Raw genomic sequence first — 4,252 nt, 5'->3', positions numbered from 1 at the left:
AGTCGAGCCGCGCTCGGTGATCTTGAAGTAGCCGTCGAGTCCGGCGGGCGCCGGACGCCTGGTGGTTTCGGTCGACATGGCGCGCACTCTAGCGGCGCGGGGCCGGCCACGCTCCACGACCCGCGCGGGCCAGGGCCGCCGAATCACCTAGGCTGGCCCCGTGACCGCCCCGACCCCTCCGCGCAAGCCCGGAGAGCCGCTCCAGCCGGTGCATGTGCCGATGCTCAAGATCATCGAGTGGGGCATCGTCGGGTGGGCCGTGGCGCTGGTGGTCACCCTCCTCGTGCCGGCCCTGCACGAGGGAGACCGCAGCTGGTGGCCGTGGACGTGCGTCGCGGGGATGCTGCTCGGCGGCATCGGCTGGCTTTACGTGCGGCGGGGACGCGGCAACGCCCAGGACGCCGTCTGACGTCCACCACCAAGGCCGTATGCCGCTGGGCTCAGTCCCGCTCGTCACTCCCGTCCGCGGTGTCCAGGTCGGTCGGCTCCTCCGGCTCGGCCGATGCAGCCGGCTCGGTCGATGCAGATGGCTCGACCGCACGGTCCAGCACCTCGAGCTCGACGGCGAACTCGTCGACGATCGGCTCGCCGATCGGCGTCGGCTCCGGGGCCTCGACGTCCGTCTCGGAGTGCGCGCCGCACCCGTGGTCCAGGGAGACCACACGGCCGTCCGAAGGGCTCCACTCGTTGGCGCAGACCCCGAAGACGGCCCGAAGCGCGCCGGCCATCGGCAGCAAGTAGCCACACGTCGCACACGGGGCGCTCGCCTTGACGGCGACCTCGGAGGTCGGTCCGTTGTCCCCGGCGTACCACCGGGTGGCCGCGGCCTCGCGCCCCTCGGCGGACAGCACGCGCGGGCGGCCCAGCCCCAGCTCGAAGAAGGCCAGCTGGTCGACGTCCTCCTCACCGGTCGCCTCGAAACCGGCCTCGAGGTAGGGGTCGTCGGTCCGCTTCGGCAGGACGTCGCCCGGGCCGAGGTCGCCGGGGGCGAGCCGGTCGGCGTAGGGCAGCCACTCGGGCGCGAGGATCGCCTCCGCGCCGGGCAGCAGGTTGGTCTCGCAGACCGTGGCCACCTTGGCGCGCGGCACTCGCGTCACGCTGACGCCCCAGCGCCAGCCGTGGTAGCCCGGGGACGTGCACTCGAACCAGTGGATCGCGAGACGCTCGCCGAGCATGTCCATGCCGGTGTGGGCCCCGACGGTGCCGGGCTCGGCCACCTCGGAGAGGGCGGTCCGAGCCTGGTCCGCGGCGGCGAGGAGCACGGCGTCGACCTTGGCGGTCTCGCGTCTGGCCGGACGCCGGCTCGGGGTCATCGTCGGAGTCATCTGATCAGCCCTCGAGCTGGTCGGCAACCTTGCGGAGCGCCTGCGCGACCTTCGTGCCGAACTCGCGGTCGGGGTAGCGGCCCTTGCGCAGGCCGTTGCTCACCTCGTCGAGGACCTGCATGACGTCCTCGATGATGACGACCATCTCCTCGGTCGGCTTGCGGTCGCGCTCGCGACGCTTCGCCGCCAGGGACGGGGCGGGGTCGAGGACTCGGACCTGCAGGGCCTGGGCGCCCTTGCGTCCCTCCACGATGCCGAACTCGACGCGGGTCCCCTTCTTGAGCGTCGTCACGCCCTCGGGCAGGGCGTTGGCGTGCAGGAACACGTCAGCGCCGTCGTCCTCGGCGATGAAGCCGAAGCCCTTGTCGGCGTCGAAAAACCTGACCTTGCCAGTCGGCACAGTCCACCTCGTTGCTCGTCTTGATGCGCGCTACCACCTGGTCGAGCGCTGCGGTCCAGCCTATCTGCTGCCGGCAACGCCGTTTGCGCCCGCTCAGCGGGGCCGGAGAGCCTCGTCCGCGACCGGGCCGCGTGCCGGTGAGATGCCCCACGTGCCGGTCCACTCGTCGCCGGGGGCCAGGGTGATGAGTGAGTCGCCGGAGTTGAACGCCTCGGCAGGACAGGTCATCGGCTCGATGGCGATGCCGGGCTGGCCGAGCCCCTTCTCGACGACGCCGGTGAAGACCTGCAGCCAGGGGAAGGCGTCGTCGGCCCAGAGGTCGATCCGGCCCGCCGCCCCCGTGGCGACCGTGCAGCGCCACATCCCGTCGGGGTCGCGCAGGACGTCGGTGAAGGGGGTGTCGAGCTTCGTGTCGCCGAGCGGCCGGCCGGTGCGGAGGTCGAGCGGGGTGTCCGCCACGGCAGCGCGCCCGGTCGGGAGCCCGCGCTCGTCGGTCTGCAGCCACGTCGACGCCGGCACCTTGACCCACACGTCATCGAGAGCGGTGTCGCCGATCGCCAGGTAGGGGTGGGCCCCGTAGCCGAACGGGGCGGGCGCGGTCCCGACGTTGCGGGCCGCGGCCGTGACGACGAGCCCGGTGTCGTCGAGCACATAGGTGGTGCGCAGGTCGAGCGGGTGGTCCCAGCCGGGCTGCGGATAGAGGCGGTAGCCCACCGTGACCGAGTCGGGCTCGAGCTCGATGAGCTCCCAGATGGCCCAGCGGACCAGGCCGTGGCTCGCGTTGCCCTTGGGGACCTCGGTGATCGGCAGCTGCTGCTGCTTGCCCTGCCAGGTGTAGCGCCCGTCGCGGATCCGGTTGGGCCAGGGCATCAGCTGCTGCCCCCGACCGGACTGGCACGGCTCGTCGGCGCCGAAGCCGGCGACGAGCGGCGCGCCGTCCATCGTCAGGCTGCGCAGTCCCCCGCCCACCTCGACGACGCTCGCCTCGAAGGGACCGCGCCCGATGGTCCACTGCTGCCCGGTCGGTGCGGCCGACGCGGCGGCGAACGACGGCCGGGCGGGCTCTGGGAAGAGGGCGGTCATGGTCTCCACGCTAGCCGCTCCGTCTAGGTTGGGTCCGTGGCCATCAACAGGCGGGAGAGCGGGGCAGCCCGGAGCCTGGCCGACGACATCCGGGCCCGGACCGACCGCGAGATCGTCGCGCTCGTCCTCGCCCGTCCCGACCTCGCCCGTCCGGCTCCGGCCGACCTCACGAGCCTCGCTGCGCGGGCCTCCACCAAGGCGAGCGTGCAGCGAGCCATCGACGCGCTGGACGAGGGACACCTGCGGGTCCTGGAGGCGCTCGTGGTGGCTCCGGCGATCCCTCCTCGGAACGAGCTTGGACACGTCCTGCGGCTGCTCGGAGCGGACCAGTCGGACCTGCCGAAGGTCCAGGCACTCGTCGACGAGCTGTGGACCCGGGCCCTGCTCTGGCGCGGAGCGGACGGGACCCACGTCGTCCGCACCGTCCCCGAGGTGCTCGGGGCCAGCGTCGCGGGGCTCGGGGCGCCCTACGGGGACCTCCGGCCCGGGGCGCCGGTTCCCTCGGAGTCCCACCTTCGCAGGGCCATCGATGGTGCACCGCCGGCCGCCCGGACGGTGCTCGACCGACTGGCCTGGGGTCCCCCCACCGGTCTCATGCCGAGCGGACCGGCCGGCGCGACCGCCGTGCGCTGGCTGCTCGAGCAGCACCTGCTGGTCTCCGTCGGCAGCGACCGCGTCGCCCTCCCCCGGGAGGTCGCTCTCGTGCTGCGCGACGGCCGGTTGCACCGCAGGACCCGGCTGCAGGCGCCCGAGATCACCGCTCGGGACGTCTCTGCCCGGGTGGTCGACGCGGTGGCCGGTGGCGCGGCCAGCGACCTGCTCGCCCGGGTCGACGAGCTGTGCTCGGCCTGGGGCGCCGAGCCCCCTCGGGTGCTGCGGGCCGGCGGGCTGTCCGTGCGAGACCTCAAGGCAGCCCAGCAGGTGCTCGACGTCGAGCCGGAGCGCGCCGCCTTCGTCGTCGAGGTGGCGTATGCCGCCGGGCTCGTCGCGGACGACGGCGAGATCGTGCCCGTCTGGGCTCCCACACCGGAGCTGGACGAGTGGTCGGCGAGCGAGGCCGGGCGCCGCTGGGCGGTCCTGGCCAGGGCGTGGCTGTCCTCGACCCGCGCCCCGCACCTCGTGGGGAAACGGGTCGGCGACTCCCCCGCCAACGCGCTCGGAGCCGACGTCCAGTGGCCCGCCATCCGGGGGATCCGGCGTGAGGTGCTCGTCGAGCTGGCATCCCTTGCGCCCGGGACGGCCGCGGACGGCGAGTCCATCCGCGCCCGGCTGCACTGGCGGCGACCCCTGCGCTCGGCTGCCCTGCTCGACGGGGCCGTCGAGGGGGTGCTCCGTGAGGCGGAGTGGCTCGGCGTCACCGGGCGCGGGGCGCTCTCCTCACCCGGCCGCTCGCTCCTGGGTGTCAATGCACTGGGGATGCCCGGGCCACTCGATGCCACCACCC

General features: G+C 73.7%; 4 protein-coding genes and 1 pseudogene. 2 read left to right on the top strand and 3 right to left on the bottom strand.

From position 1 onward, the window contains the following. The first annotated feature begins 160 nt into the window (after positions 1–160). Complete coding sequence (locus OO014_RS18930; RefSeq protein ID WP_272463881.1) at positions 161–409, top strand: DUF2530 domain-containing protein; 249 nt, start codon at positions 161–163, stop codon at positions 407–409. A 31-nt stretch (positions 410–440) separates the two neighbouring features. Here the strand turns inward: OO014_RS18930 and OO014_RS18925 are convergent, their stop codons facing one another. The 3 genes from OO014_RS18925 to OO014_RS18915 form a co-directional block, all read right to left on the bottom strand. Next, positions 441–1,325 (bottom strand): DUF3027 domain-containing protein, encoded by an 885-nt coding sequence (locus OO014_RS18925; protein WP_272463880.1) that lies wholly within the window; start codon positions 1,323–1,325, stop codon positions 441–443. A 4-nt stretch (positions 1,326–1,329) separates the two neighbouring features. After that, entirely contained in the window at positions 1,330–1,725 is a 396-nt protein-coding gene (locus tag OO014_RS18920; RefSeq protein WP_272463879.1) for a cold-shock protein, read from the bottom strand. A gap of 93 nt (positions 1,726–1,818) precedes the next feature. Next, positions 1,819–2,808: an aldose 1-epimerase family protein gene (locus tag OO014_RS18915; RefSeq protein WP_272463878.1), complete on the bottom strand. Its 990-nt coding sequence runs from the start codon at positions 2,806–2,808 to the stop codon at positions 1,819–1,821. A gap of 36 nt (positions 2,809–2,844) precedes the next feature. On the opposite strand from OO014_RS18915, the pseudogene OO014_RS18910 reads away from it, so the two are divergent. Beyond that, positions 2,845–4,252 (top strand): annotated as a pseudogene (locus tag OO014_RS18910) (hypothetical protein); the annotation flags it as partial.

This window comes from Intrasporangium calvum (genome assembly GCF_028446585.1).
Classification (GTDB): Bacteria; Actinomycetota; Actinomycetes; order Actinomycetales; family Dermatophilaceae; genus Intrasporangium; species Intrasporangium calvum_A.
Note: the sequence above shows the minus strand (reverse complement) of the source record. Positions and strands in the feature narration are given on the sequence as shown.

Excerpts from the sequence above, each read along its gene's own strand:
- OO014_RS18915 (WP_272463878.1), bottom strand. The coding sequence starts at position 2,808 with ATGACCGCCCTCTTCCCAGAGCCCGCCCGGCCGTCGTTCGCCGCCGCG.
- OO014_RS18925 (WP_272463880.1), bottom strand. The coding sequence starts at position 1,325 with ATGACTCCGACGATGACCCCGAGCCGGCGTCCGGCCAGACGCGAGACC.